The organism is Actinomadura montaniterrae (assembly GCF_008923365.1).
GTDB classification, from domain to species: Bacteria; Actinomycetota; Actinomycetes; order Streptosporangiales; family Streptosporangiaceae; genus Spirillospora; species Spirillospora montaniterrae.
This window is the reverse complement of the sequence record NZ_WBMR01000075.1, coordinates 19,081-40,549: the sequence shown is the minus strand read 5'-3', so window position 1 is coordinate 40,549 and position 21,469 is coordinate 19,081. Positions and strand designations below refer to the sequence as shown.

Sequence of the window (21,469 nt, the reverse complement as noted above, 5' to 3'; positions counted from 1 at the left end):
GGCGGCGGTGCCGCGCCGTCGAACGGCGGTCCGGGCGGGCGGCAGGCGCCGCCGCCGCTGTGGGGCCGGCGCGGCTCCGAGGAGGGCCCGCCGATCCCGTTCTGGCTCCGTCCTGTCGAGCCCCGCTCCGGCGAGTCCGACCGGGACGAGTGATGAACCTGAACGACCGCCAGCGCAAGCTCCTGTTCGCGGGGCTCGTGGTGGTGCTCGCCGCCGTCGGCGTCTACCTGACGCTGGCGGCGCCGGAGCACGACCACGACAAGGCGGACGCGCGGCCGAGCGCGACGGTGACGGCGGGTCCGAGCGCCCCGGCGTCGCCGCCGCCGGGGATCCACAGCACCGTCGACCCGAAGAACTTCGACATCTACCGGCTGCTGCCGTTCTCGCAGCAGGACTTCGCGTCCGCCGCGGACCTGGCGCAGCGGTTCGTCGCGGCGTACGGGACGTACCGCTACGACGAGGACCCGGCCGCCTACATCGGCCGGCTGTCCGGCCTGGTCACCGATGACCTGCGCGGACAGCTGGAGGCGGGCGCGGCGGCGCCGGGGATCCAGGACGAGCGCCGCAAGGAGCAGGTCGTCGCGCAGGGCGGCGCGTCGCTCGACCAGGTCCGCACCATCGAGAACAACTCGATCATCTTCCTGGTGACCGGCAAGCAGCAGCTCACCAGGAACGGGACGGCGAGCAGCGACAGCAAGCAGTACGCGGTGACCGTGTCGCGCGACGGCGGCTCGCTGAAGGTGTACGCGTTCGCGCCCGCCGACGCGGGGCAGGCGGGGGACACCGGATGACCCCGAAACGGGTGCTGGCGGCGTGCGCGCTCGCCGCCGCCGCGGCGCTGTTCGTCGCGCTGATCTTCGTTCCGATCCTGTTCGGCGCGAGCCAGTTCATGTTCGGCGGCAGCGTGAACGGCGGCTGCGTCGACACCTCCGGGGCGGGCGCGCAGCCCGCGGAGGCGGGCGACGCGAAGTCGATCCCGGCGAACTACCTCGACCTGTACAAGAAGGCCGGCAAGGACTACGGCATCCCGTGGAACGTCCTCGCGGGCATCGGCGAGGTCGAGACGGGGCACGGCACGTCGAACGCGCAGGGGGTGCACAGCGGCGAGAACTACGCGGGCGCGGGCGGGCCGATGCAGTTCCTCGCCGCGACGTTCAAGTCGTTCGCGGTGGACGGGAACAAGGACGGCCGCAAGGACCGCTACGACCCGGCCGACGCGATCCCGACCGCCGCCGCGTACCTCAAGCACAACGGCGCCCCGCAGCGGATGAAGACGGCGATCTTCCAGTACAACCACTCGTGGGACTACGTGAACATGGTCCTGGCGTGGGCGAAGCGGTACGGCGGCGGCGACTTCGAGGTCGTGCAGTCCAACGGCGTCGACTGCCAGGACAACGACCTGCCGGCGAACGCGAGCGCGCTCGTCCAGAAGATCATCGCGTTCGCGCTGGCGCAGCGCGGGAAGCCGTACGTGTTCGGCGCGACCGGCCCGGACGCGTGGGACTGCTCCAGCCTGGTGCAGGCGGCGTACCGGGCGGCGGGGCTCGGCATCCCGCGCACCACGTTCGAGCAGTGGCCGTTCGGACTGAAGATCGCCAAGGGCAAGGAGCAGCCCGGCGACCTGGTGTTCTTCAACTCCGGGCCGGGCACGTCGGCGGACAATCCCGGCCATGTCGGGATGGTCATCGGCAAGGGCAAGATGATCGTGGCGAGCTGCTCGTCATGCGTGCCCGCGATCGGCGTGAAGACCTACAAGCGGCCCGACTGGATCGGCGTGACGCGCCCGCTGGCCAGCCCGAAGCTCAAGGGCAAGGTCGCGGAGCTGGCCGCGCAGCAGCAGCCGGGCGGCTGACCGGGGACGCCCCGGCGGGCGGCCGGGGCGTCCGGTGCCGGATCGGCGGGATCAGCAGCCGAAGTCGATGTCGTAGAACGTGCTGTAGTGGTCGGGCGTCCAGTACATGCCGTCGTGGCCGAGGTCGTCGGACGTGATGACGCGGCGGGCGCCGCGCGTCGAGCTGCCCGGCGTCTTCACCGTGTACTCGTGGTAGTAGCCCTGCGGTTCCTGCGGCAGCAGGCCTTCGCGGTTCTGGAAGACGGTGCCGTCCTGCGGGTACGGGAACGGGCCGCCCTTGTCGATCAGGGCGATCGTGTCGTCGGCCTGCGACGGGAGCGTCGACTCGCAGATGTCGGCGACGGCGACGGTGGCGGTGGCGGTGGACGAGGCGGGAGCGGGTGCGGTGGCGGTGGCCGCGTGCGCCGCGGGGCCGGTGAGCCCTGCGACGAGCAGGACGGCCGGCAGGAGCGCGCGGCGGAGCCGGTGGCGGGGGGTCGTCATGGGGCGAGTGTCGCCCGGACGGTTCGCCGCGTCACGGTCGATCCCGTCAATTCAGGGGAAGTTGCCGAGGGCGTCACCGGTGATTCGGCACGGATCGGGCGATTGGTCACCGGAACCGCCGCTTGCCGATCACGAGCAGGATGTCGCGCAGCGCGTCGGCGGCGTCGCGGACCGCCTCCGCCGGTACCCCGGCCATCGCCTCTCTGTGTGCGCGCGCCGAGGCGTCCAAGGCCAGCGCCGTGACCCGTAGGCCTTCCGGCGTGAGCTGGACGAACCTGCTGCGGGCGTCGCCGGTGTTGGCCTCTCGCTCGACGTAGCCGGCCTTCTGCAGTCGCTGCAGCACGTTGCTCGTGCCGCCGGAGGTGAGGAACGCCGACCGGGTCAGCTCGCTCGGCCTCAGCCGGTACGGCTTCCCGGCCCGGTTCAGGACCGTCAGCACCTCGAACTCGGCGTAGGTGAGGCCGAGGTCGGCCAGCTCCCCGCGCAGCGCCTGCTGGACGAGCGCCCCGATCCGCGACGCGCGCTTGCTGACCTCCAGCATCGCGATGACGTCCTCGCCGAGGCCGTCCCGCCGCCAGGCCGCGGCCAGCTCGTCCACCTCGTCACGGCGGCCGCCGTCGTCATCGCGCACAAGCCGAGGATACCGGTCGCCATATTGCTTTTCGAAAAGCTTCTTTCTAAGCTTTGTCGCATGACATCGCTTCTCCTCCGCAACGGCACGGTCATCGACACGGCCCCCGCGCCCAGAGTTCTCGGACGCGCGGACGTCCTCGTCGAGGACGGCCGGATCGCCGCCGTCGGCCCCGGCCTCGTCCCGCCCGCGGGCGCCGAGATCCTGGACGCGGCGGGCCGCATCGTGATGCCCGGCTTCGTCGACACGCACCGGCACACCTGGCAGACCGCGATCCGCGCGACCCTCCCCGACAGCACGCTGCCCGCCTACCTGCAGCGCGTCCTCGGCGAGCTGGCGCCCCGCTACCGGCCCGACGACGTGTACAGCGGCACCCTCGCCGGCGCCCTCGAATGCCTGGACTCCGGCATCACGACCGTCGTCGACTGGTCGCACATCATGTTCAGCCCCGACCACACCGACGCCGACATCGCCGCGCTCCGCGCGTCCGGCATCCGCGCCGTGTTCGGCTACTGCTACGGCGGTGGCGACGACCTCGCCGCGCTCGCCGCCGAAACGACCCGCGTCCGCCGCGAGTACTTCGACGCGCCGCCCGGGAACGTCTCGATGTGGATGGCGGCGCTCGGCCCCGAGATCGCCGGCGAGGAACGCGCGCTCGCCGAATGGCGGCTGGCCCGCGACCTCGATCTGCCGGTCACCGTCCACATGGGCGGCCACGGCGCCGAGAGCGCGGCGCGCGGACTGGCGTTCCTCGAGGACAACGGCCTGATCGGCCACCCCGCCATGTACGTGCACGCCAACTTCTACACCGGCGACGACTTCAAGAAGATCGCCGCCAACGGCGGCACCGTCTCCGCGACCCCCGGCGTGGAGGCGGCGCTCGGCATCGGCGACCCGGCCACCGGCCGCTCGCACGCCGCGGGCGTCCCGACCGGCCTCGGCTGCGACACCGTCGCCAGCGGACCCGGCGACATGTTCGGCGTCATGCGCGCGGCGTACTTCCTCGAACGCGCCCGTCCGGGCGGCGCCGGCACCTGGTTCACCACCGCCGAGGCCCTCCGCGCCGCGACCCTCGGCGGCGCCGAGACGGCCGGGCTCGCCGGCGTCACCGGGTCCCTCACCCCCGGCAAGCAGGCCGACCTGGTCGTCCTGCGCACCGACACCCTCGGCATGGCGGCGGCGCACGACCCGATCGCGGCCGTCGTGCTGTCCGCCGAGACGAGGCACGTCGACACGGTCCTCGTCGGCGGCCGGGTGCTGAAGCGCGGGGGAGTGCTGCAGGGCCACGACGTCCCGTCCCTGCTGGACACGCTGCGGGGCGCGGCGGCCCGCATCACCGGCGAATAATCGGACGGGGATCGTCGCAGGCGCGTGGCATGCTGGCGGCGTGGAGTCCGAGATACGCGTCCGCATCGCCGACGACCTGCTGATGTTCCTGCCCGCCACCCGCCGCGAACCGGTGAGCCGGGTGGCATGGGACGGGACGTCCACGCTCGGGCACATCGTGGAGTCGCTCGGAGTCCCGCTCCCCGAGATCGGCCGGCTCGCCGTCCGCGGCGAGACCGCGGAGCCGTCCGCCCGCCCCGCGGCCGGCGACGAGGTGGAGGTGGAGCCCGTCTCGCGCCCCCAGCCTGTCCCGCTGGACCCGGGCCAGGACGCGCCCCGCTTCCTCCTCGACGTCCACCTGGGCACGCTCGCGCGCCGGATGCGGCTGCTCGGCCTCGACACCGCCTACCACAACGACATGGACGACCCGTCCCTGGTCGTCCAGGCGAACGCCGAGCGCCGCGTCCTGCTCACCCAGGACCGCGGGCTGCTGCGCCGCCGCGCGCTCTGGTTCGGCGCCTACGTCCGCGGGTCCCGGCCCGACGACCAGCTCCGCGACCTCCTGGACCGCTTCGCGCCCGTCCTCAGCCCCTGGACGCGCTGCACTGCCTGCAACGGCGTCCTCGTCCCCGTCGACAAGGAGGAGATCGAGCGCGACCTGGAGGCCGGCACCCGCCGCAGCTACGACGTCTACGGCCGGTGCGCCGGCTGCGGCCAGGTCTACTGGCGCGGCGCCCACGGCGACCACCTTGAGAGGATCGTCGAGGAAGCGACCCGTCAGGTCGAGACGGCCCGCGCCGGAACCGCCCGGCCCCGGGCGGCCGTCTCAGACGGATAGGGACTCTGGAAGGGGCTGGTCACCATCGCCGAGCTCGTCGTCGTGGGCGCCGCGATCATCCGGGACGGGCGGCTGCTCGCCGCGCAGCGGGCCGAGCCGCCGCACATGGCCGGCGGCTGGGAGCTGCCGGGCGGCAAGGTGGACCCGGGCGAGTCCGACGAGGACGCCGTGGTCCGCGAGTGCCACGAGGAGCTCGCGATCAAGATCCGCCCGGTCCGCCGCGTCGGCGGCGACTGGCGGCTGAGCGAGCGCGCGCTGCTGCGCGTCTGGACCGCCGAGATCGTCGAGGGCGAGCCGCGGGCCCTGGAACACCTGGCCCTGCGCTGGCTCGCCCGCGACGACCTGTACGACGTGGCGTGGCTCCCCGGCGACCGTCCCGTCATCGCCGAGCTCGAAGCCGACCTCCGCTGACGACGGCCCCCCGGCGCGGGGAGCCCGCGCCGCCGGGGGCTAGGAGATCCGGTTCGCGCCCGCGTAGTCGGAGCGGGTGGAGAGCTTGGAGATCTTCACCACGTCGCCCGTCTGGGGGGCCTGGAGGAACTTGCCGTCGCCGACGTAGATGCCCATGTGGTGCAGGTTGCTGCCGAAGTAGACCAGGTCGCCGGCGCGCAGCGAGGAGCGGTCCACCTTGGTGCCGAGCTGGTAGAGGTCGCCGGTGTAGTGCGGCAGGCCGGGCTTGCCGACCTGCGCGTACGCCCAGACGACGAGGCCGGAGCAGTCGAAGGAGCTCGGGCCGGCGGCGCCCCACACGTAGGGGCTGCCGAGCTTGGTGAGGGCCTTGCGGGCCATCTTCGCGGGCAGGTCCGAGCCCTTGATCGTGGCGGTGAGGCCCGACTTGGGGTCGGTGGTGTGGGTGGTGGTGAGCTTGTCGAGGCGCTTCATGACCTCGCCCACCTTGGCCTTGGCGGCCTTGCGCGCGGCCACCACCTTGGCCTGGGCCTGCTTGACCTGCTCGGTGCGCTCCTGCGCGGCGCGCTGCGCGGCCTCGGCCTGGTCGACCTGCTTCTGCAACGCGAGGACGGTGGTGGCCTGGTTCTGCTGGAGGTAGGCCGAGTCGGAGAGGCTGTCGGCGCTGCCGCCGGAGCTGAAGATCGCGTCGGGCCCGCCGCTCATGTAGTTGGCGGCGGCGAGCTGGGCGAGCCGCTGGCGGGCGGGCTCGGTCTGCTGGAGCAGCTTCTGCGCGTACGCGGTGGCGGCCTTCTCGGCCTTGACCGCGCGGCCGAGGTCGACGCGGGTCTTGTTGAACTGCTCGGTGAGCGTCTCGGCCTCGTCGTTCAGCTCCTTCAGGCTCTGCTTCAGCCCCTTCTCCGTGGTGGGGAGGGGGCTGGGCGTGCCGGACGCCTGCGGGGCGGCGGCGGGGCCGAAGGGGGTCGCGGCGTGCGCGGCGACGGGCGCGGTGGTGCCGAGGCCGATGATCAGCACTGCGGCGGTGGTCGCGGCGGGCGCGACGCGCCGCCGGGAACGGGGGTCCGGTGCCAAGCCGGTGTTCTCCTCTCCTCGCTCGCCTACCGGGTTAGCTGACGGGTTCGGGCCAGGAGTCGCCCTACGACGTGCGTCGATTCACCCCAGGGGGGATGGGTCCCCGGTTCGCCCGCGGGTGGGTGCCGCGGGGGATTCGGCGGTCCGATCGCAGCCCCGGGGGGGTGGGGCTCCGGACGACCGGATCTCGGGAAGATTACAAAGGATGGGCAAAGATGGCCAATCGGGGCCCGTGGGGGGCCTGGGACGAGGGGGCCGTGCGGCGGGGAACGGGCGGCTCTGAGCGGGCGGTGCCGAGCGCCAAGTAGAATGGTGGCAGCCGCGCGTCTGCGGCGACTCCCGAACTCTCACGCAAGGCGAGCCCGCATGCCCATCTCCACGCGCGACGACCTCCGGAACGTCGCGATCGTCGCCCATGTCGACCACGGCAAGACGACGCTGGTCGACGCCATGCTCTGGCAGTCCGGTGCCTTCCGCGAGAACCAGGACGTCGACGACCGCGTCATGGACTCCAACGACCTGGAGCGCGAGAAGGGCATCACCATTCTCGCGAAGAACACGGCCGTCCGGCACAACGGCCTGACGATCAACATCATCGACACGCCCGGCCACGCCGACTTCGGCGGCGAGGTCGAGCGCGGCCTGTCCATGGTGGACGGCGTCGTCCTGCTGGTGGACGCCAGCGAGGGGCCGCTGCCGCAGACCCGCTTCGTGCTGCGCAAGGCGCTCGAGGCGAAGCTGCCGGTGATCCTGGTCGTGAACAAGACCGACCGGCCCGACGCCCGCATCGACGAGGTCGTCGACGAGACGTACGAGCTGTTCATGGACCTCGACGCCGCCGAGGACCAGATCGACTTCCCGATCGTGTACGCCTCGGGCCGCGCGGGCCGCGCGTCGCTGGACAAGCCCGCCGATGGCGCCATGCCCGACAGCGAGGACCTGGAGCCGCTGTTCAAGGTCATCACCGAGACGATCCCGGCGCCGTCGTTCGACCCGGACGCGCCGCTGCAGGCGCACGTGACGAACCTGGACGCCTCCAGCTACCTGGGCCGGATCGCGCTGTGCCGGGTGCACGCGGGGACGATCAAGAAGGGCCAGCAGGTCGCGTGGTGCCGGCACGACGGCAGCATCGAGAAGGTGAAGATCACCGAGCTGCTGATGACCGAGGCGCTGACCCGCAAGCCCGCCGACGAGGCGGGCCCGGGCGACATCATCGCGATCGCCGGCATCCCGGAGATCATGATCGGTGACACCATCGCCGACCCGGACGACCCGCGGCCGCTGCCGCTGATCACGGTGGACGAGCCCGCGATCTCCATGACGATCGGCACCAACACCGGCCCGATGGCGGGCCGGGAGAAGGGCACCAAGGTCACCGCCCGGATGGTGAAGGACCGGCTCGACCGGGAGCTGGTCGGCAACGTGTCGATCAGGGTGCTGCCGACCGAGCGCCCGGACGCCTGGGAGGTGCAGGGCCGCGGCGAGCTGGCCCTCGCGATCCTGGTCGAGAACATGCGCCGGGAGGGCTACGAGCTGACCGTCGGCAAGCCGCAGGTGGTCGCCAAGGAGATCGACGGGAAGAAGCACGAGCCGGTCGAGCGGCTCACCGTCGACATCCCCGAGGAGCACCTCGGCGCCGTCACGCAGCTGATGGCGGTCCGCAAGGGCCGCATGGAGCACATGACGAACCACGGCACCGGCTGGATCCGGATGGAGTTCCTGGTCCCGGCGCGCGGCCTGATCGGGTTCCGCACCGAGTTCATGACCGAGACCCGCGGCACCGGCATGGCGCACCACGTCTTCGAGGGCTACGAGCCCTGGTTCGGTGAGCTGCGCACCCGGCCGTCCGGCTCGCTGGTCGCCGACCGGTCCGGCGCCGCGACCGCGTACGCGATCACGAACCTGCAGGAGCGCGGGACGTTCTTCGTGGGGCCGACCACCGAGGTGTACGAGGGCATGATCGTCGGGGAGAACTCGCGCTCCGACGACATGGACGTCAACATCACCAAGGAGAAGAAGCTCACGAACATGCGCTCCTCCACCGGTGACGAGCTGGAGCGCCTCACCCCGCCGCGGATCCTGTCGCTGGAGGAGGCCCTCGAGTTCTGCCGCGAGGACGAGTGCGTCGAGGTGACCCCGGCGAACGTCCGCATCCGCAAGGTCGTCCTGGACGCCAAGGAGCGCGAGCGCCAGCGCGCCCGCACCAAGCGCGCCGGCTGACGGATCACACGGAAGGGGCCCCGGGGTTCTGAGACCCGCGGGGCCGCTTCCTTTTCTGCGTGTGGTGCTAGTTCAGCTGGACGGTGCCGGTGACGTCGGCGGCCAGGCGGAGCTGGTCGCCGTCGCGCAGCGGGGCCTCCACGCCGCGGGGGAGCCGCTCGCCGTTGACGAACGTCCCGTTGGTGGAGCCCTCGTCGCGGACCCAGGCCGTCCCGGACGGGTCGAGCCAGACCGTCGAGTGCCGCCGCGACACGTTGTCGTACTGCGTGAACGTGGCGGCCACCGGCGACTGGCCGGCGTCCCGGCCGAGCACCAGGTGCTGGCCGACGGACACCTTCAGCTCGCCGGTCGGGAACTGGACCCGCAGGACGGGCGTGCCCTTCTGCGGCAGCTGCCGCCCGCACGAGTTGCACTGCGCGGCGCCCGGGTTGGTCAGCACGGCCTCGCAGTACGGGCACATGAACGCCGTGCTGTCCGGCTGCTGCGGGTGCCCGTGCTGGGGGGCGCCGTGCTGCTGGTCGGGCGGCAGCAGGGTCGCCTCGCGCCCGTGCGGGGGCGGCATCGGCGGCTGCTGCGGCGGGCCGTACTGGTGGTCCGCCGGCCCCGGCTGCGGCATGTACTGGTCCGGCGGCTGCTGGTACTGCTGCTCGGGCTGCTGGTACTGCGGCTCGGGCTGGCGGTACTGGTCGGGCGCCGGCGCCTGGTGCTGCGGCGGCGGTCCCCACTGGTCCGGCTGCGGCGGCTGCTGTTGCTGTTGCGGCGGCGGCATGGACCACGGGTCGGCCTGCTGCTGGCCCTGCTGGGGGGCGCCGTGCTGCGGCTGGTGCTGCGGCGGCGGGCCCCACTGGTCGGGCTGCTGCGGCTGCTGCGGCGGCGGCCCCCACTGGTCCGGCTGCTGCTGCGGCGGCGGCCCCCACTGGTCCTGCTGCGGCTGGCCGTGCTGGGGTGCACCGTGCTGGGGAGCGCCGTGCTGCGGGGGCTGCTGGTAGTCGTGCTGGGGAGGCTGCTGGTACGGCTGGCCTTGCTGCGGCGGGAAGCCCCCGTGCTGGGGAGCGCCGTGCTGGGGGGCGCCGTGCTGCGGAGCACCGTGCTGGGGCGGACCGCCGTGCTGGGGAGCGCCGTGCTGCGGCGGGCCCTGGTCGTACCCGCCCGGACCGGCCCGGTGGCCGCCCCCCGGGCGCGCCAGGTTGGCCCCGCAGCTCAGGCAGAGCAGATCGCCCTGCTGGTACGGCTCGTCACAGACAGGACAGTTCAAGGTCGCCATGACACATCCCCCGAGCGCACGCCGGCGCGTTCGAGCCTCGACGTGAGGTGCTCCATGTCACCCCTTCGCGGGATCCCGATGTAGTACACCCGCCTTCCCTCCGGCCCTTCGTCCACGGACACCTGCACTCGGGGCCCTGCGTGTTCCCTAGTCTTACCGATGCCGGCCGATGCCCCGTACCGCTCCTCCCCCAGCGGGGTGAGCGGGACGGCGCGCTGGTTCGCCGACCCCCTCCAGAGTAGAGAGCCACCTTCCGGGTGTCGCCCCCTCGGGTTGAGCCGGTCGACGTACGGCCCCGCCATCACGGCATCGCACAGGCCGAGGATCTCGCGCGACCCCCGGACCCGCGAAAGCCGTGAGTAGACATATCCGCTGTACACCAATATGTCCAATGGCATCGTCTCACGCCGGGCGTTGCGCCATGCGCGGATCCCGCGCAGCAGGGCGGCGAGCGCCGCGGGCTGCTGGAACGGCTCGCCGCCCGAGATCGTGATCCCGTCCAGCGGGCTGGGGAGGGACTCCAGCCAGCCGAGGACGGCCTCGACCGGCACGGCCTTGGCCGGGTCCGCCTCCCAGGTGTCGCGCGACAGGCAGCCGTGGCAGTGCAGCGTGCACCCCTGCGTCCAGATGCCCGCGCGCGTGCCGGGGCCGAGTGTGGTCACCGGATAGTGCGCCTTGGCGAGCAGCAGCGCGGGCGCCCCGCCCGGAACCTCGTCCTGGGCCTCGTCCTGAGCCTCGCCGGGGGGTTCGGCGGTCACTGGATGTCCAGGTGGACGATGCCGCCCTCGCGCCGGATCCCGGACACGGTGATCTGCTCGTCGGCGCCGAGCTCACGGTGGAACAGCGCGCGCGCCAGCGGATTGACGAAGTGCGACTCCAGCGCCATGCCGATGCCGCGCCCGCCCTTGTCCAGCTCGTCGGTGCACCACTCGCGGAGCGTCCGCAGCGCGTCGTCCTGGACCGTCAGCATGAGCCGGTGCTCGTCGGCGACCCGCTTGCAGATGTTCGCGAACTGCAGGTCGAAGATCTTGTGCGCGGCGTCGCCGGAGATGAAGTCGAACACCACGATGTTGTCGCCGAACCGGTTGAGCAGCTCCGGCCGGTTCAGCACCTCGGTGAAGTGCGCGGCGACCGCGTCCTTGATCCGCTGCTCGACCTCGAAGTAGGACATCCCGGGTGTGATGTTGCGCACCCGGTCGCCGGCGAGCGCCGGGACGGCCTCCAGCATGCCCGGCTCGCGACCCGGCACGAACATCCCGAGGTTCGAGGTGAAGATCAGGATCGACTCGGAGAAGTGCACGGTGTTGCCGCGCCCGTCGGTGAGCCGGCCGTCCTCCAGGATCTGCAGGAACTTGTCCAGGATCCGCGGGTGCGCCTTCTCGATCTCGTCGAACAGGATCACCCGGAACGGGTCCTCGCGGACGGCGTTGGTCAGCTCGCCGCCCGCCTCGTGCCCCACGTACCCGGGCGGCGCGCCGATCAGCCGGTCGCCGGAGCCCTCGGCGGAGAACTCGCTCATGTCGAAGCGCAGGTAGGCGCCCTCGTCGCCGAACACCAGCTCGGTGATCGCCTTGGCCAGCTCGGTCTTGCCGGTGCCGGTCGGCCCGGCGAAGAACAGCACGCCGCGCGGCCGGCTGCCGGACCGGGTCGCCTGCGCGCCCGACAGGCCCAGCACGGCGCGCTTGAGGATGTCGAGCGTCTTGGTGACGGCCTGCGGCTGCCCGATCACCCGCTCCGGGACGCGCTTCTCGCCTTCGAGGACGCGGCGCCGCAGGTGCCCGCGGCTCCACGGGTTGTCGAGGACGCCGAGCTTGTAGGTGCGGACCGCGTCCGGCAGGTCCGCCAGGTCGACGTTGCGCTCCTTCGCCAGCCGGGTCACCTCGATCATCGACTGGAGGGTGAGCCCGTCGGCCTGCTCGGCGAACGAGTCGCACGCCGCCGCGGCCGCCTCGTCCGCGCCGACGTCGCTGACCCCGAACGCGCGGGCCAGCAGCCGCGCCGTCTCCTGCCGGTCGCCGAGGTGCGGGCGCGGGATCGTGATCTCGCGGATCGTGTCGTTGTCGGCGGTCAGCCAGGACGGCAGGTCGCCCGGCCGCTCCACCAGCCACACCACCGGGTTGTACAGCGGCTTCGGCCGCGCCCCGTTCCCCCGGACGGGCCGCGCCGTCCGCGACAGCTTCGCGCAGAACCGGAAGAAGTCCCGCTCGGCCGGCTCCATCTCGGTCGGGGTGCGGGCGATCCGCGACGCCGAGTCGATGACGAACGCGGCCCGCACGTTCTCCTGCGGCCGCGCCACCGCAGCCAGGTGCCGGGTCAGCGCCTCCAGCGACGGCCGCTCGTCCTTGATCTTGCCGAGCACCCGCTCGGCGGCGCGCTCCGCCTCGTCGCCGGCCTCGTCGCCCGGCGGCGGGACGATCTCCAGGCCGTCCACCGGGTCGTACACGACCATGAACGACGCGCCGCTGGCGCGCAGCGTCTCCCACAGCAGCGACCGCAGCGGCAGCAGCCGCGCGGGCCCGCCGCCCTCTGCCGGCGGCGCCAGGAAGCTGTCGTACAGGTTGCCCGACAGCACGTACTGGGAGTGCACCGACAGCGTCGCGTCGAGTTCGCGGATGAACGGCGGCCAGCCTTGCAGCCGGCCGCCCAGGGTCGGCGAATCAATGCTCATCTGGCTCGCTCCACTCCGCATGTCCCGTGGGGCGCCGGCCTCCCGCGCCCCGCGGCCCCCATTCTCCGATCACGCGCCGCCGGCGGGAGACGGCACGTCAAGTGGGACGCTCCCGGCGCCGTTCGCGTTGGCCCGAACGCGCCCCAGTCTGCCGTGGCGCGGCGCTGACCGGCAGCTCCCGCACCCCCGGGTCGAGCCGCCAGGACACCTCGGACCGGATCCCGCCGTCCGCCAGCCGCGCCCGCGCGGCCTCGAACGCCGCGCACCACTCGCGCTCCCGCTCGACGTCGACGCGCCGGTCGTCCTCGCTCTCGGCGGGCCGCTCCCGGACCATCGCCGCCTCGACGCGCGCGGCGCCGTCGACCCGCATCCGGACGCTGTGGTCGGGCCAGGCGCCCTTGGTCAGCACCACCGAGCCGTCCCCGGCCGTCAGCGTCTCGAAACCCGGCTGGACCTCGTAGCCCATGTCCTCGAACGCGGCGGTGATCGAGTCGAGCACGTACCGGCGCTCCGCCTCGGCCTGCTCGGCGGCCTCCCGCTCGGCCGCGCGGCGCCGCGCCCGCTCCCGGGCGTCCTCGGTGCGCCGGTTGGCCTCCCGGATCCGGAGCCGGACCTCGTGCAGGACGCCCTCGGCCTCCTCGGCGGTGCCGACGGCGGCGAGCAGCCGGGCCGCCTCGGCGACCGCGCGGCGCTCGTCCTCGCCGGCGTCGGGCAGCAGCCGCGCCATGATCCGTTCGAGGGTCCGCTGGGTGTCGTCGCCGCCGCGGCGGGGCGGGGGCGTGGTGCGGCCGGTGTCGGCGCGGAGGCCTTCGGCGGGCGCGGTGAAGACCTGTGCGGTGACCTGCGCGGCGAGGTGCTCCGACAGGCGGCGCTCCGCCTCGTCCAGGAGCGGGTCCGTCGCCGCGCACCATGCGGTCAGCTCCTGCGCGGGCTCGTCGGCGGGCCGCAGCGGCGGCGGCAGCGCCACGTCCGCGCCGAGCTTGGCGCGGGTCTCGGCGAGCGCCGCGATGCGCGCGTTGCGCTCCACCACCTCGCGCAGCGCCCGCTCGTGCGTGCGGACCTCGGCGAGCGCCGCCTCCCGAGCCTCCGCCCGCCCCGCGGCGAGCGCCGCCAGCGCCTGCGCGCCGCGTCCCGCCGCGTCGCCGCCGCGCCCGAGCACCCGGTTCATGCCCAGGGTCAGCACGACCGCCGCGTCCAGCACGATGTCGGCCTCGACGCCGCTGCTCATGTGGGGGTCCCTCCGGGGTGGCTCGTGCGGGCCTGCTGCCAGCGGTGCATCCGGACACCGGCCGCCACGCCGTGCGCCACGGCCCCGGCGACCATCACCAGCACCCACAGCACGCTCGCGATGGACGTCAGCGCCGCCGCCAGCAGAAGCAGGAGCAGCAGCGGCACCGTACCGGCGAGGAGCAGGAACCCGCACCCCCGCCGGTCGTTGCGGCGCGCGGCCCCCGACATCGTCCGCGACGCCTTGGACAGCCCGCGGCCGCCCGCGCCCAGCACCTTCGATATCAGCGACCACGGCCCGTAGGGGAGATAGTCGCCGCCCTGCGCGCGCGCCAGCATCACCTCGGCGCCGCACTGCACGCCCCACGCGATGACCGCGAGGACGGCGAGCGCCGCGAACGGCACACCGCCGCCCGACGACGCGTGCAGCCCCACCGACGTCGTCCCGTCGTCGTGCTTCCCCGCGCCGAACAGGCTGCCGACGACCCAGCTGCCCGCCAGCCAGATCGCGAGGATCGGCAGCGACCACACGACCGCCCGCGTCACCGCCGCGCCGCGACCGGCGAGGCGCTGCCGCTCCCGGTCCGCCCACTGCGCCTGCAGCGCCTCCGAGCGCCGCGCCGCGGCGTGCCGGTCGCGCGCCCTCGCCTCCGCCTCCACTACGGCCTCCGGCAGCGCGCGCGCGACCGCGAGAAGCCGCAGCGGATCGTCGCCCGCCCCGTCCGCCATCCACGTGAACCACGGCACCGGCTCCGGGACGGCCTCCCGGGCCCGCGCCGCGCTTTCCGCCAGCGACCGGTGCGTCTCCGCCGGACGGGCCGCCAGCGCGAGCAGCGCAAGCAGGACCGCCGGCGGGTTCCCGGCCTCCGCGTCCGGCAGCCGCGCCGCCAGCCCGGCGGGCGTCGCGTCCTGCCCGCGCAGCCAGCGCGCGAGGTCGTTCCACGCCGCGACGTTGGCGCGCCACTGGCCGTCGATCCCGGCCAGGTCCCCGGCGCCCGCGAAACCCGCCAGGACGCGCAGCAGGCCGTGCTCCCACAGGTCCCGGCCGATCTGGCACGCAACGCGATGGTCGGGATGGCGGGGATCGTCCGCGAGGGCGGCGAGCGCCGGCAGGTCCCCGGCGGACGTCCTGCGGCCGAGGTAGTGCGGCGGGAGTTCCGGATCCAGCCACAGCACGAGGTGCAGCAGCTTCACGTCCGGCGGCAGCGCCGCGGTGAGCGGGCCGTCGACCAGCGCGATGCGGCTGTCGTCCGGCACGTCCGCGAGCCAGTCCCGAAGGCTCCGCCACGCCTCACCGGACTCGCCGCGCCCGAAGAAGTACTGCGCGGCATGCTCCCAGTTCTCCACCAGCGCGCGCGCCAGCTCGTCACGCCTCGCATAGCGCGCGCCGTGGAACGGCAGTCCGACGCCCGGCTGCGCGGTCTCCTCCATGACCTGCGGGGACCCGCCGTCCAGCCACTCGGCGACCTCCACGCCGGTCCACCTGCGCCGCGGATCCCGCGTCAGCAGGCCCTGGCAGAGCAGCCGCAGCCGCGCGTCCGGCACGTCGTCCGCGCTCACCGGACGCGTCGCCAGATGGTCGACCACCACGGTCTCGCTCAAGCCCCGGAACGGCGCACGGCCCGTCGCGCACTCCCGCACGATCATCCCGAGCGACCACCAGTCCCGGGCCGGCGACACCTGCCCCGACAGCGACTCCGGCGCCGCGTACGCCAGCGTCCGCGACGACGACGCGAACACCACGCTCTCGTCGAGCACCTTGCTCAACCCGAAGTCGGCGATCGCCAGCCGCAGCGGCTCCGCCTCCAGGACCAGCACGTTCTCCGGCTTCAGGTCCCGGTGCACGATGCCCGCCCGGTGCAGCGCCGCCAAACCGTCCGCCAACTGCGCCGCGATCTCCGTCACGGTCCCGTCGGGGAGGGGGCCGTCGATGAGGTTGCGCAGGTTGCCGTCCGGCGCGTACGCGGTGACCTCGTAGTCACGGCCGTCCGCGTGGCCCGTCTCCAGAATCCGCAGCACGTGCGGCGAATCCAGCCCGGGCAGTTTCGCCCACACGTCGCGGTCGGCGTGGTACCCGCGGCGGAACACCTTCGCTACGAACCGGTCGCCGCTCCCGTCCCGCACCAGCAGCAGGTCCGACTCGGCGCCCTGCACCGGCAGCTCCGCGACCGCCTCGTACCGCTCCGCCAGCGCCGCGGGCAGGCGCATCAGCGGATCGCCGGCCGCCTCCCCGTCCCGCCGCGTCGTCCCCGGCCCGGACGCGGGCGGCGTGCGCGGCGCGGGCACCCGCTCGTCCCGCCGCGTCGCCCCGGCGTCCCGCCGCGTGTCCCGCGGCCCGCTCCCGGCGGATCCGGCCTCGCCGGACCCGGTCGCGTCGAACTCGCCCACCGCAGCCCCGTCTAGTCCTTGTCCTTGATGACCCGCAGGTACTCACTGATCTTGAACTGGTTGATCAGGAACTCCAGGACCATCCGGGTGGCCAGCAATTGGGAGATCCACAGCAGCGGGGTCGCGATGAGCGTGAGCAGCCCCAGCGTCGTGTTCCATTCCAGGAACGCCACGCCATACCAGGCGACCAGCAAGGCCAGCAGCGTTATCAGGACCAGTGCCAGCCGATAGATGATCTTGATCATCTGGGTGGTGACCATATGGTCGAAATTGGTGTCGAACAATGCACTGAGCAGGCCCTTGGACTGCGGGTCGCGGGGTGGGGGCTGCCAGCTCTGGGGCTGTTCGTAGGGGCCGGTGCCGAACGGGCTGGACGGGCGGGGGCCGGGGATCGGGCCGGGCTGCTGCTGTGGCGGCGGGCCGTACGGTCCACCCGGCGGGCCCGGCGGGGGGCCCGGTGGGCGCGGTGATTGGCCGGGGTCCGATGGGTGCGTCATCGCCGTCGTCTCCAGTCTGGGGCCGCCTATAGGAAGACTCTAGAGCCTGAGCCGGGCGTGCGGCCGGAACGGGACGCGCGGCTCACCGGCCTCGTGCGCGCTTCCCGCGGCGTTTCCGTTCAGGGCGTTGTCCGCGGTGTCGCGGTCGGGTGGTCCGCGGGCGGGTTATCGTGCCGGAAGCTCCCTCTGAGGGCCGGAATGGGCGAGGTGCGATGGTCGCGTTGGTGCTGGTTCCGGCCGGGTTCGTGGTCGGGCTCCTTCTGGCCCCGCTGGCGACCCCGTTCACCGGGGTGATGCCGTGGACGCGGCGGACGGCCATGGGGGTCGTCGCCGCGGCCGTCTCGGGGGTGATCGGGTGGCGGGTCGGGGCGCATCCCGTTCTCGGCGCGCTGCTCTACCTCGTCGCGGCCGGCACCCTGCTGGCGTTCGTCGACGTCGAGGTCAAGCGGCTGCCCGACCGCTTCACGCTGCCCTCCTACGGCGCCGTGGCGGCGCTGCTGGCCGCGGCGGCGCCGTTCACCGGCGGCGGGTGGCGGCATTTCGAGCACGCCCTCATCGGGATGGCGGCGATGTTCGCGCTCTACGCCGTCCAGGCGTTCGCGGTGCCGTCGGGGATCGGGCTGGGGGACGTGAAGCTGTCGGGCGTGCTCGGGCTGTGCCTCGGCTGGTTCGGGGCGCGGGCGTGGGTGACGGGCCTGCTGGCGACCTACCTGCTCGGCGGCGTCATCGCGGTCGGCGTGCTGATCGTCCGGCGGTCCCGCAAGGGGGAGTTCCCGTTCGGGCCGTCGATGCTGGTCGGGACGCTCGTCGGGGTGCTCGTGGCCGCCGGGTAGGGCCCGGGGTCACCGGGTAGGGCCCGGGGGTCACGTGCAGGGGTCCTTCTGGCCCGCCTTGACGCCGCCGGTGATCTTGTTGAGCGTCTGCGGGGCGAAGTGCACGCCGTTCTTGCCGAGGACGAGGCGGACGCCGCCGGCGGGGGCGGAGCCGTCGGCGGTGAGGAGCGCGTCGGGCACGTCGCGGGCCAGCGCGGACGCCTGGGCCTCGGCGGACGGGTTGTAGACGAGCCGGCTCTCGGCGGCGGACGCGGCCTTCTCCGTCTTCTTCGCGACCTTGAAGCCGCGCTTGCCGAGCTGGGCGACGACCCGCTGGACCATGGCCTTCGGGGCGCCCGCCGCGACGACGGTGACGGTGACCTTGCCGGGGTCGGGCGGGGCCTGCTCGGCGGGAGCGGGCTTGGCCGGTTCGGCGGGCAGGTCGTTGTCGTGCCGGATCGCGTCGAAGAGCGGCTTGGCCTCGGCCTGGTTCCACTGGACGCGGTTGGGGTCGGGGGCGTAGCCCTCGACCGGGACCGTGACGAACCGGACCTTGCCGGCGTCCATTCCCTTGAGGCCGTCCGCGAGCTTCTTCATGGTCGCGAGGTCGAGGCCGTCGTCGGTCGTCAGCGACTTGGTCGCGGCCTTGAGGAACTTGTAGGTCTTCGCCGGGTCGGTGAGCACCGAGCCGCTGGTGGCCTTGTCGACGACGGCGGCCATGAACTTCTGCTGCCGCTGGATGCGCTCGAGGTCGGAGCCGTTGCCGAGGGAGTAGCGGGCCCGCACGTAGCCGAGGGCCTGGGTGCCCTTGACGGTCTGCTTGCCGGCCTTGAGGTGCAGTTCGGCGCGGGGGTCGTCGACGGGCTTGGCGACGCAGATCTGGACGCCGCCGAGCGCGTCCACCATCCGCTTGAAGCCGGAGAAGTCGATCTGCACGAAGTGGTCGATGTGGATGCCGGTGAGGCTCTCCAGCGTCTTCCAGGTGCAGGTGGGCCCGGCCAGGGCGAACGCCGAGTTCAGCATGCCGAACTGGGCGGGGACGGTGCCGCCGCCGTCCTTCTCGCACGCGGGGATCTTCACCATCGAGTCGCGGGGGAAGCTGACGCCGACGGCCTGGTCGCGGTTGGGCGACAGGTGCAGCAGGATCGCGGTGTCGGAGCGGGCGCCGGTCACGCCGTCGGCGGCGTACTTGGCGTTGTCGCCGGCGCGGGTGTCGGACCCGAGCAGCAGGATGTTGAGCGACTTGTTGAGCTTCTTCGGCCGGTTCGCGCCGAGCTTGCCGTCGACGTGCTTCTTGTCGATGCCGCCGACGAGGTCGTGGTAGAGCCAGGCCGCTCCGGCGCCGCCGAGCAGGACGACGGACGCCGTGCCGATCGCGGTCCAGCGCAGGATCCGGCGGCGGCGGCCCCGCGCCGCCGCGGCGCGCGAGGGTGGCGCGCCGTCGTCGGCGGGGGCGGGAGTGTCGGTGGTGCTGTCGGCGGCGGCGTCCCCCGCGAGGTCTTCGCGGCCGGGGTCTTTGTCGCTCATTCGTCCAGTTTCGGGCGGGCCCTGTCCGGGGCGCGTGGTCTGGGAGGTCCGTCAGTGTAGGCAGGGGGTGGGAGTCACGTACATCTTGTTGTTTGATGCGCGATACGCCCGATCTGTTGTCATCTTCGGGTGGATTGTGGCCCGGATCCCTTGCCGCGGTGTTTTCCGTACGATCTCGTCCGTGGACGAGGCGTGGGTGATCGGTGGCCGGTTCACCATGCTCGACCGGATCGGGGCGGGCGGGACGAGCCGGGTGTGGCGCGCCTACGACGGGGCGGAACGGCGGTACTGCGCGGCGAAGCTCGTCCGGCGGAGGGGCCCGACGTCGGTGCTGCGGGCGGTCCGGGAGCGGGCGCTGCGGCCGGCGCATCCGCACGTGGTGACCCCGTACGCGTCGTGCGCGGCGGGCGAGGACGTGCTGCTGGCGATGGACCTGGTCAGCGGCGGGTCGCTGGAGACGCTGCTCGGCGACTACGGGCGGCTGCCGCCGGCGTACGCGGCGGAGGTGCTGGACCAGGTGCTGGCCGCGCTGGGCCACATCCACCGCGCCGGGATCGTCCACCGGGACGTGAAGCCGGCGAACCTGCTGCTGGAGCCGAGCCCGGTCGGGGCTCCGCACGTGCGGCTCGCCGATTTCGGGATCGCGCTCGGCGACGACGGCGTGCGCCTCACGACGACCGGTTTCACGGTCGGCACGCCGGGCTACCTGGCGCCGGAGGTGCTCGACTGGAACCGTCCGGGGCCGCGGCAGGACCTGTACGCGGCGGGGATGGTGGGCTGGCGGATGCTCACCGGCGCGGGCGACCCGGAGCCGCGCCAGCGGATCGGCGCGCGGCCCGGCGGCGTGCCGCCGATGCTGTGGACGGTGCTGTCCCACCTGTGCGACCCGGATCCCGAGCGCCGGTTCGTGGACGCCGGCGCCGCGCGCCGTGCGCTGTCGTCCTGCGACCTGGACCTGCGGTTCCCCGTGCAGACCCTCGACGGGGAGCCCCTCCAGATCTTCGACCACCTGGGCCCGCCCCCGCCGCACGCCTGACGCGGGGCCTCAGGTCTTTTCGAAGCTGATGTCGACGCGGCGGTTCTTGGCGCGCCCGGACGGGTCGTCCTTGCCGCCGACGCTGTTGGGGGCGATCGGACGCGTCTCGCCGTAGCCCTTGGCCTCGATCTGCAGAGCGGTGCCGCCGAGGGCGCGGGCCAGCTCGGCCTTGACCGCCTCGGCGCGCCGCTGCGAGAGGTCGAGGTTGTAGGACGGGGAGCCGACCGAGTCGGAGTGGCCGGAGACCCGCACGGTGCCGCGCGCGTCGCGGAGGCGCGGCACGAGGTCGGCGATGCGGCGGCGCGCGGCGTCGGTGAGCGCGGCCTTGCCGAAGTCGAACAGGACGTCCGCGGAGATGTGCACGGTGACCTGCGAGCCGTTGACGTCCTCGGTCTCGAGCGGGACGACGGCCCGGGTGAGGTCGATGCCGCGGACCGCGCCGGCCGCGTCGAGGGTCCGGATGGACGCGGCGAGGTTCGCGTCGGGGACGACGGGGTCGGTGTCGGCTCCGGCCTGCCCGGAGGCCGTGAGAAGGAGGGAGGCGGCCGGCAGTACGGCGGCGGCGAGGGCGATGGTCCGGCGCACGCGGCTCACCTCTCGACGGGGACGTCGCGGAACGTCGGCCATGAGCCGAGCTGGAGGTCGATGCTCTTCACGTTCGCGGGCGGCGCGGCGAACGTGTGGCTGGTCAGGGTGGTCTGCTCGTTCGGCAGGTTGGTCAGGACGTCGTCGCTTTCGAGGCGGCGGCTGCCGGAGTCGGTCACGACGACGTAGCGCTTGAGGTTCACCGGGTCGATCAGCGAGGCGTCGAGGCCGCGCTCGCCGTTGAGGCGGTAGGGCGTCGGGGTGTTGGTGTTGCCGGGCACGTGCGGCGTCCACTGGAGGCTGAGGGTGGCGAGCTTGCCCTTGACCCGCAGGCCCATGACCGCGATGTCGACCTTGGCGCCGGGCGCCATCGGAGTGGTGAAGGTCGCCTTGGCGACGGGCTTGTCGAAGCGGTCGACGCTCGCCTTGCCGACCGATCCTTGTGTCGCGCCGTGGCCGGAGTCGCCGTCGGAGAGGGAGCAGCCGGCCAGCCCGCCGGCGAGGAGGAGGGCGGCCGCCGCCGTCGCGGCCGGGCGGTGTGACAGGCGCATGGACGGCCCTTTCCGTTTCGTCGCATATGCAAAGATCGCTCGCCGTGGCACGATGGTGGCGAGGTCACCGCGCATCATTGCGTTC

At 73.3% G+C, this 21,469-nt stretch carries 20 protein-coding genes and 1 riboswitch; of the genes, 8 read left to right on the top strand and 12 right to left on the bottom strand.

All coding sequences use genetic code 11. The features are described from left to right. Positions 1-152: 152 nt before the first annotated feature. Positions 153-791: a hypothetical protein gene (locus F9B16_RS24270; RefSeq protein WP_151542422.1), complete on the top strand. Its 639-nt coding sequence runs from the start codon at positions 153-155 to the stop codon at positions 789-791. Then, complete coding sequence (locus F9B16_RS24265; RefSeq protein ID WP_151542421.1) at positions 788-1,852, top strand: C40 family peptidase; 1,065 nt, start codon at positions 788-790, stop codon at positions 1,850-1,852. Before F9B16_RS24270 ends, F9B16_RS24265 begins: the two co-directional genes overlap by 4 nt. Positions 1,853-1,903: 51 nt before the next feature. On the opposite strand, the gene F9B16_RS24260 is transcribed toward F9B16_RS24265, so the two are convergent. Both F9B16_RS24260 and F9B16_RS24255 read right to left on the bottom strand, forming a co-directional pair. Then, positions 1,904-2,335, bottom strand: a complete 432-nt coding sequence (locus F9B16_RS24260; protein WP_151542420.1) for a ribonuclease domain-containing protein — start codon at positions 2,333-2,335, stop codon at positions 1,904-1,906. A 106-nt stretch (positions 2,336-2,441) separates the two neighbouring features. Beyond that, positions 2,442-2,966: a MarR family winged helix-turn-helix transcriptional regulator gene (locus tag F9B16_RS24255; protein WP_151542419.1), complete on the bottom strand. Its 525-nt coding sequence runs from the start codon at positions 2,964-2,966 to the stop codon at positions 2,442-2,444. A gap of 60 nt (positions 2,967-3,026) precedes the next feature. On the opposite strand from F9B16_RS24255, the gene F9B16_RS24250 reads away from it, so the two are divergent. The 3 genes from F9B16_RS24250 to F9B16_RS24240 are packed head-to-tail and all read left to right on the top strand — an operon-like array spanning position 3,027 to position 5,541. Continuing rightward, the gene (locus tag F9B16_RS24250; RefSeq protein ID WP_151542418.1) at positions 3,027-4,313 is read left to right on the top strand and encodes an amidohydrolase family protein; all 1,287 of its coding nucleotides are present in this window, start codon (positions 3,027-3,029) and stop codon (positions 4,311-4,313) included. Between the two features lie 40 nt (positions 4,314-4,353). Beyond that, positions 4,354-5,130, top strand: coding sequence for a Mut7-C ubiquitin/RNAse domain-containing protein (locus tag F9B16_RS24245; protein WP_225991904.1), 777 nt, complete (start codon positions 4,354-4,356; stop codon positions 5,128-5,130). 42 nt (positions 5,131-5,172) lie between these two features. Next, the gene (locus F9B16_RS24240; protein WP_264159775.1) at positions 5,173-5,541 is read left to right on the top strand and encodes a (deoxy)nucleoside triphosphate pyrophosphohydrolase; all 369 of its coding nucleotides are present in this window, start codon (positions 5,173-5,175) and stop codon (positions 5,539-5,541) included. 39 nt (positions 5,542-5,580) lie between these two features. On the opposite strand, the gene F9B16_RS24235 is transcribed toward F9B16_RS24240, so the two are convergent. Then, positions 5,581-6,609, bottom strand: coding sequence for a C40 family peptidase (locus F9B16_RS24235; RefSeq protein WP_151542416.1), 1,029 nt, complete (start codon positions 6,607-6,609; stop codon positions 5,581-5,583). Between the two features lie 7 nt (positions 6,610-6,616). Then, a riboswitch (cyclic di-AMP (ydaO/yuaA leader) is annotated at positions 6,617-6,761 on the bottom strand. A 214-nt stretch (positions 6,762-6,975) separates the two neighbouring features. Here F9B16_RS24235 and typA point away from each other — a divergent pair. Further along, positions 6,976-8,829, top strand: a complete 1,854-nt coding sequence (typA, locus tag F9B16_RS24230; protein WP_151542415.1) for a translational GTPase TypA — start codon at positions 6,976-6,978, stop codon at positions 8,827-8,829. A gap of 67 nt (positions 8,830-8,896) precedes the next feature. On the opposite strand, the gene F9B16_RS24225 is transcribed toward typA, so the two are convergent. From F9B16_RS24225 to F9B16_RS51125, 6 genes are all read right to left on the bottom strand, one after another. Beyond that, the gene (locus tag F9B16_RS24225; protein ID WP_151542414.1) at positions 8,897-10,093 is read right to left on the bottom strand and encodes an FHA domain-containing protein; all 1,197 of its coding nucleotides are present in this window, start codon (positions 10,091-10,093) and stop codon (positions 8,897-8,899) included. Beyond that, positions 10,081-10,851 carry a 4Fe-4S single cluster domain-containing protein gene (locus tag F9B16_RS24220; RefSeq protein ID WP_225991903.1) on the bottom strand — a complete coding sequence of 257 codons (771 nt, stop codon included), beginning with the start codon at positions 10,849-10,851 and terminating at the stop codon, positions 10,081-10,083. Before F9B16_RS24220 ends, F9B16_RS24225 begins: the two co-directional genes overlap by 13 nt. After that, entirely contained in the window at positions 10,848-12,761 is a 1,914-nt protein-coding gene (locus tag F9B16_RS24215) for an AAA family ATPase (RefSeq protein WP_151542413.1), read from the bottom strand. Before F9B16_RS24215 ends, F9B16_RS24220 begins: the two co-directional genes overlap by 4 nt. Positions 12,762-12,858: 97 nt before the next feature. Beyond that, positions 12,859-13,989: a response regulator receiver protein gene (locus tag F9B16_RS24210; RefSeq protein WP_151542412.1), complete on the bottom strand. Its 1,131-nt coding sequence runs from the start codon at positions 13,987-13,989 to the stop codon at positions 12,859-12,861. After that, entirely contained in the window at positions 13,986-16,376 is a 2,391-nt protein-coding gene (locus F9B16_RS24205; RefSeq protein ID WP_151542411.1) for a serine/threonine-protein kinase, read from the bottom strand. Before F9B16_RS24205 ends, F9B16_RS24210 begins: the two co-directional genes overlap by 4 nt. Positions 16,377-16,387: 11 nt before the next feature. Then, on the bottom strand, positions 16,388-16,873 hold the full coding sequence (locus tag F9B16_RS51125) for a DUF4282 domain-containing protein (RefSeq protein ID WP_192808969.1): 486 nt from the start codon (positions 16,871-16,873) through the stop codon (positions 16,388-16,390). Positions 16,874-17,085: 212 nt separating this feature from the next. Between F9B16_RS51125 and F9B16_RS24190 the strand changes: the two genes are divergently transcribed. Further along, positions 17,086-17,706 (top strand): prepilin peptidase, encoded by a 621-nt coding sequence (locus tag F9B16_RS24190; RefSeq protein ID WP_151542408.1) that lies wholly within the window; start codon positions 17,086-17,088, stop codon positions 17,704-17,706. A gap of 30 nt (positions 17,707-17,736) precedes the next feature. Here the strand turns inward: F9B16_RS24190 and F9B16_RS24185 are convergent, their stop codons facing one another. After that, positions 17,737-19,212 (bottom strand): LCP family protein, encoded by a 1,476-nt coding sequence (locus tag F9B16_RS24185; protein ID WP_151542407.1) that lies wholly within the window; start codon positions 19,210-19,212, stop codon positions 17,737-17,739. A 181-nt stretch (positions 19,213-19,393) separates the two neighbouring features. On the opposite strand from F9B16_RS24185, the gene F9B16_RS24180 reads away from it, so the two are divergent. Further along, positions 19,394-20,248: a serine/threonine-protein kinase gene (locus F9B16_RS24180; RefSeq protein ID WP_151542406.1), complete on the top strand. Its 855-nt coding sequence runs from the start codon at positions 19,394-19,396 to the stop codon at positions 20,246-20,248. Positions 20,249-20,257: 9 nt separating this feature from the next. Here F9B16_RS24180 and F9B16_RS24175 read toward each other — a convergent pair whose 3' ends face one another. Then, a complete protein-coding gene (locus tag F9B16_RS24175; RefSeq protein WP_151542405.1) occupies positions 20,258-20,833 on the bottom strand; it encodes an OmpA family protein in 576 nt (191 codons plus the stop codon). Between the two features lie 5 nt (positions 20,834-20,838). Next, positions 20,839-21,384, bottom strand: a complete 546-nt coding sequence (locus tag F9B16_RS24170; RefSeq protein WP_151542404.1) for a hypothetical protein — start codon at positions 21,382-21,384, stop codon at positions 20,839-20,841. Positions 21,385-21,469 lie beyond the last annotated feature (85 nt).

Coding starts and splice junctions, on each gene's coding strand:
- F9B16_RS24270 (WP_151542422.1), top strand. CDS start 153: ATGAACCTGAACGACCGCCAGCGCAAGCTCCTGTTCGCGGGGCTCGTG.
- F9B16_RS24265 (WP_151542421.1), top strand. CDS start 788: ATGACCCCGAAACGGGTGCTGGCGGCGTGCGCGCTCGCCGCCGCCGCG.
- F9B16_RS24260 (WP_151542420.1), bottom strand. CDS start 2,335: ATGACGACCCCCCGCCACCGGCTCCGCCGCGCGCTCCTGCCGGCCGTC.
- F9B16_RS24250 (WP_151542418.1), top strand. CDS start 3,027: ATGACATCGCTTCTCCTCCGCAACGGCACGGTCATCGACACGGCCCCC.
- typA (WP_151542415.1), top strand. CDS start 6,976: ATGCCCATCTCCACGCGCGACGACCTCCGGAACGTCGCGATCGTCGCC.
- F9B16_RS24225 (WP_151542414.1), bottom strand. CDS start 10,093: ATGGCGACCTTGAACTGTCCTGTCTGTGACGAGCCGTACCAGCAGGGC.
- F9B16_RS24215 (WP_151542413.1), bottom strand. CDS start 12,761: ATGAGCATTGATTCGCCGACCCTGGGCGGCCGGCTGCAAGGCTGGCCG.
- F9B16_RS24210 (WP_151542412.1), bottom strand. CDS start 13,989: ATGAGCAGCGGCGTCGAGGCCGACATCGTGCTGGACGCGGCGGTCGTG.
- F9B16_RS51125 (WP_192808969.1), bottom strand. CDS start 16,873: ATGACGCACCCATCGGACCCCGGCCAATCACCGCGCCCACCGGGCCCC.
- F9B16_RS24190 (WP_151542408.1), top strand. CDS start 17,086: ATGGTCGCGTTGGTGCTGGTTCCGGCCGGGTTCGTGGTCGGGCTCCTT.
- F9B16_RS24185 (WP_151542407.1), bottom strand. CDS start 19,212: ATGAGCGACAAAGACCCCGGCCGCGAAGACCTCGCGGGGGACGCCGCC.
- F9B16_RS24170 (WP_151542404.1), bottom strand. CDS start 21,384: ATGCGCCTGTCACACCGCCCGGCCGCGACGGCGGCGGCCGCCCTCCTC.